Raw genomic sequence first — 3961 nt, forward strand, 5'->3', positions numbered from 1 at the left:
AATTTCAGGCAAGAAATGCCGCCACTTGAACAGAGCAGCAGTAGCCATCGGAGGGCGAGAAGGCATAACGGGGCTTGTCTACCTTACCAGCGGCTGTTTTTGCGACACAACCGCTTAGAGAACAAAACCCGTAGTACGAGGGTTTAGTATTCCCTAAGTTTGTGCTTTTCCCAAGATACAGATGTTTGGTTTAGCAATTCGATACAGTCATCGAGAGTGTTATGCCTTCTGATTCATTTCCTCCTTAAGTAGGATGAAGTAGAGGAGCCAGGGACGAATCCTTAAACTACAGATGTATAAGTTTAGATCCCACTCGAATCGATCGCCCAATGCTCAACCCCAAACCGTACGTCCGCTACTCTCAGACTGTAGAAGTCAAGCAACCTGATGAGGATCGACTCGTCCGCGAAATCCTAGACTCTGTTGCCCGGCAGGGGCAGAAGGTGTTTGACAAGCATCGCCATGCCATGCGGGGTGCCCATGCGAAGAGCCATGGCGGACTGAAGGGGGAACTGACTGTTTACGACAACTTGCCTGTTCACCTCGCACAGGGATTATTCCGCGAGCCCGGCACCTACCCAGTGATGATTCGCTTCTCGACAGTTCCGGGTGACATCATGCCCGATGGTCTATCCTGCTTTCGTGGCATGGCAATCAAGGTCATTGGCGTGGCAGAACCGAAGCTACTGGAGCCGGATGCCGTCACCCAGGATTTTCTCTTGATCAACAGTCCGGTTTTTCCATCGGGTAATATCGCTCGCTTTCTCCCGGAACAGCTCCTTCAGGAAAAGGTTGTGGTCAGTGCCCCAGAGGAGGCGCAACAACTGTTGGGAACGGCTGCCCGCCTAGTGAATGCGATAACCGAAAAAGCAGGCATCAGTCTCTATCCAACAGCGTTGGGCATTACTCATCCTGAAACTCATATTCTAGGGGAAACCTATTACACTGCTGCTGCCCTGCGCTATGGAGATTACATTGCTAAATTGAGTATTGCTCCCCTCTCTGCCAGCCTTCAGCCGCTTATTGGCAAACGCATTAATACCAACAATGCTTCTGCGCTGCGCAACCTGATCGTTGAGTTCTTCCGACAACAGTCCGCTGAGTATGAACTGCGTGTTCAGCTTTGCACCAATCTAGAAACGATGCCGATCGAGGATGCGTCGATCGAGTGGCCAGAAGGGGAAAGTCTTTATCAGCCGATCGCCAGAATCACAATTCCAACACAGGAAGCATACAGCCCTGCCCGGCAGGTGTACGTGGATGACGTCTTATCGTTTAATGCCTGGCATTGTATTGCAGAACATCAGCCGCTGGGATCGATTCAGCGTTTACGCAAGGAGGTCTATGAGGCGTCCAGTCGTTACCGGCATAAGATGAACCAGCAGCCCAAGCAAGAACCACGAAGCCTTGAGGAAATGCCGGACTAGGAAGCTGCTCTGATCGAGTTCGTGCGATCCTCACTGGCTATCGAGCATTTGGAGGACCAGATTCACCGAATCGAGTGCTACTCGGAAAGAGTTCTGTATGGGAATGGTATTCTCGACAAAAACGTGAAACTGAGCATTCCAGTGAAGACTAGTGTGGCTACCATCAGGCTCAGGCGATGCCAGAACAGCACCCACTGCCGCAATCGGTTGAATTGCATAATGAAGCTGTAACCGAGCAGCTGTTAGAGATTAAGGAGATAGAAAGATTGTCATAAGAGATTCAAAACATTCAAGTAGGCGGGGCAGGAATAAAGCACTTAGCAAAAATTCATTCTGTTGCTAACTGGATTTCTGCCTCGACCAAGGTAGCTCAAGTTCTGCGTCTGAACAAAAAATCGTTCTGCATCCAGTATTGGCTTTGATGCAACGCTATCGCTCAATTGTGTTGGGAGAGCGAGAATTTCACAGCATTGCCTTTGCTGACGGGTTGGGCCATCAGCAGGTAGGATTCATGCTGGTCTACCTCAAAGCACCACCGTCAGTTTCGTCCAGACGCCCAGTTTGAACGCCTGAACGAGTTACTCCAGTTTCCGGGGAGTGCCTGCTTTGAAGTGCAAGTGCAGGTGACGCGACAGCAGGGGTCTGGTCGCTTTAATCTCGTAACCCGCTGGAGACGAAGCTATCGGAAATCTCAAACCAATCAAGTCTGGTATCTGTTGACCAACCTCGTCTGCCTTGAAGCTGCACTCAACAGTTACGCCAAAAGGTTTTCGACTGAACCGATGTTCAAAGACTTGAAGAAGGGCGGCTACAACATGGAAAGCTATCGAGCAACTGGACAACGGTTCCAAGCTTTAGTCCTGCTGGTGGCGATTGCCTACTTACATTGGACTGTATAGACAGTTATGGATTAGCCGGATGGATCTGTGGTCAGAGTGGGCAGGGAAACTCATGCTTCTCAAACCCCCAAAACGTCCCTTTTTTCGATTAGGTTTAAGGGTGATGAGCTTGATCCAGTCTGTTCTTTACCTCCTTTGTCACTCCATGAGGCATTGAGCAGTGGTATTAACCCCAATAAAAGCCCAATAAATAATAAATCAGTACTGCTTTTACCGCCGAATTTCTCTTTCCATGGCAAAAGCAATACTGTAATACCCTAAGCATTCAAATTAAATTGCTGTAAGTCGATCGATTTACCGTATTTAATAGGAATACTAGGCATAGTAACGGGACGACTGCCTCAAGTCAAGCAATCGAATTCTGTTTTTTCTGAAAGCGCAATGAGCTGTAATGTTCGCTCGAAAAGTTGGATCTAAAAGTTGTTGCTTGAGTAACAATTTTAAGGATAGAAGAACATAAAGCTGCTTAAATCACATTAACTAAATCACCTTAGCTAAAGTCTTGTGACTCCTAATTAAAGTGACTTCTCCAAGTTTGCGAAATTTCCGAAATCAAAAATACAAAACTGCTTTTCCTGGAAAGCGACGATCGAGTAATTGCCGAGCAATATCTGCAACCTGCATCCAGGGAGCCTCGACCGAAATTTGCGGCTTGAGCTGTCCCTCTGCTACCAGTCCCAAGAGCCGCTGTAATCCAACCGATGCCGTTTCTCGTCTCAGTTCATGGAACAGAATCAGCGCATACAGGCTTGCACCATTGCTCACACCATAGAAGCGTTGCGCATTAAACGTCACCTCATTGCCGCCCGACGTACCGAACAAAACAACCGTTCCATCGGGTGCAACCGATCCCAACGTCGCTGCAAGGGTTTTGCCCCCAACTGATTCGATTATGAGATCATAGGGAGCGTATTCGCTATCTAACGGCAAATCTTCCCCAATCACCACTGCCTGTGCGCCTGCAGCTTTTACTGCGGCTTCTTGATCCGATCGCCGCAAATGAGCAATGACCTTTGCAGCGGATAGCCGCGCTAGTTGAATAGCAAAATTGCCTACACCGCCTGATCCGCCTGTGATCAAGACAGATTTTCCCAGCAAGAGTCCGCCCTGTTTTAGCGCATGATATGCCGTTAATCCTGCAACAGGTAGGGTTGCTGCTTCAGCAAACGAAACGGTATCCGGTAAAAGGGCAATCGCATTTGTTGGAACCGCGACTATCTCTCCCCAAGCTCCCGATCGAACAAACCCCACAACTCGCGTTCCTACAGGTGGGCTGGAACCGTCTGCCGCAGGAGTTTCAATCACACCCGCTAAATCCCATCCGGGCTGCCAGCCTGACTCAGCCGTCAGGGACCGTCTCACTTCACCGCGATTTAGGGAAACTGCCTGCACTTTGACTAAAGCTTCATTAGCAGCAGGGATTGGGGCATCGACTTCTCGCACAAGCCAGCGTTCAGGAGCGCTAGGTTCAACTACAACGGCACGAATTTTAGGCATCGTAGCTCCATTAGAAAGACTTCAAATTGAGTTTAGTCACAAAAGAGAGATGTCTTTTGGATCACATTTTCTGGTGTTTTCAAAGATTCTCTAGCTCTTTGATTTCCAGCGTCAAGCCACAGCGATATCTGGACATTC

The 3961-nt window shown here is 48.9% G+C and carries 3 protein-coding genes; 2 read left to right on the plus strand and 1 reads right to left on the minus strand.

The window, feature by feature from the left end; all coding sequences use genetic code 11:
* Window positions 1-329 precede the first annotated feature (329 nt).
* Together H6F80_RS00895 and H6F80_RS00900 are read left to right on the plus strand one after the other, a co-directional pair.
* The gene (locus H6F80_RS00895) at window positions 330-1427 is read left to right on the plus strand and encodes a catalase family protein (protein WP_190789739.1); all 1098 of its coding nucleotides are present in this window, start codon (window positions 330-332) and stop codon (window positions 1425-1427) included.
* Window positions 1428-2050: 623 nt separating this feature from the next.
* Window positions 2051-2326, plus strand: coding sequence for a hypothetical protein (locus tag H6F80_RS00900; RefSeq protein ID WP_190789740.1), 276 nt, complete (start codon window positions 2051-2053; stop codon window positions 2324-2326).
* A gap of 552 nt (window positions 2327-2878) precedes the next feature.
* Here H6F80_RS00900 and H6F80_RS00905 read toward each other — a convergent pair.
* Window positions 2879-3823 carry a zinc-binding dehydrogenase gene (locus H6F80_RS00905; RefSeq protein ID WP_190789741.1) on the minus strand — a complete coding sequence of 315 codons (945 nt, stop codon included), beginning with the start codon at window positions 3821-3823 and terminating at the stop codon, window positions 2879-2881.
* Window positions 3824-3961: the final 138 nt, after the last annotated feature.

The sequence above is a fragment of the Leptolyngbya sp. FACHB-711 genome, assembly GCF_014695615.1.
In the GTDB taxonomy this organism is placed as follows: Bacteria; Cyanobacteriota; Cyanobacteriia; order Elainellales; family Elainellaceae; genus Leptolyngbya_A.